Raw genomic sequence first — 625 nt, 5'->3', positions numbered from 1 at the left:
AAAACATGATTACTGGTGCGGCTCAAATGGACGGCGCTATCTTGGTTGTATCCGCAGCTGACGGCCCTATGCCTCAAACTCGCGAACACATCTTGTTGGCTCGTCAAGTTGGTGTTCCTGCAATCGTAGTATTCTTGAACAAAGCTGACATGGTTGACGATGAAGAATTGATCGAATTGGTAGAAATGGAAGTTCGTGAACTTCTTTCTTCCTACGAATTCCCTGGCGACGAAGTACCTATCGTTGTAGGTTCCGCGTTGAAAGCTTTGGAAGGCGATGCTCAATATGTAGCTAAAATTGACGAATTGATGGACGCTGTAGACTCCTACATCCCAACACCAGTTCGTGATACTGATAAACCATTCTTGATGCCTGTGGAAGACGTTTTCACAATCACTGGTCGTGGTACAGTAGCAACTGGCCGTGTTGAACGTGGTCAAGTAAACGTTGGTGATACTGTTGAAGTAGTAGGCTTGAAAGAAAAAGCTGAACAATATGTAGTAACAGGTCTTGAAATGTTCCGTAAAGTGTTGGATTCTGCAGTAGCAGGTGACAACGTAGGTGCATTGCTTCGTGGTGTTGATCGTAAAGACATCGAACGTGGTCAAGTATTGGCTAAACCAGG

General features: G+C 45.0%; 1 protein-coding gene. It reads left to right on the top strand.

Translation table 11 applies throughout. The annotated features are described in order from the left end of the window. The coding region (locus tag HMPREF1865_RS07025; protein ID WP_230949616.1) for a GTP-binding protein at nt 1-625 on the top strand (625 nt) is incomplete at both ends.

This window comes from Veillonella parvula, assembly GCF_001553335.1.
GTDB lineage: Bacteria > Bacillota > Negativicutes > Veillonellales > Veillonellaceae > Veillonella > Veillonella parvula_S.
The sequence above is the reverse complement of the archived record's forward strand: the minus strand, read 5'-3'. Positions and strand labels throughout refer to the sequence as shown.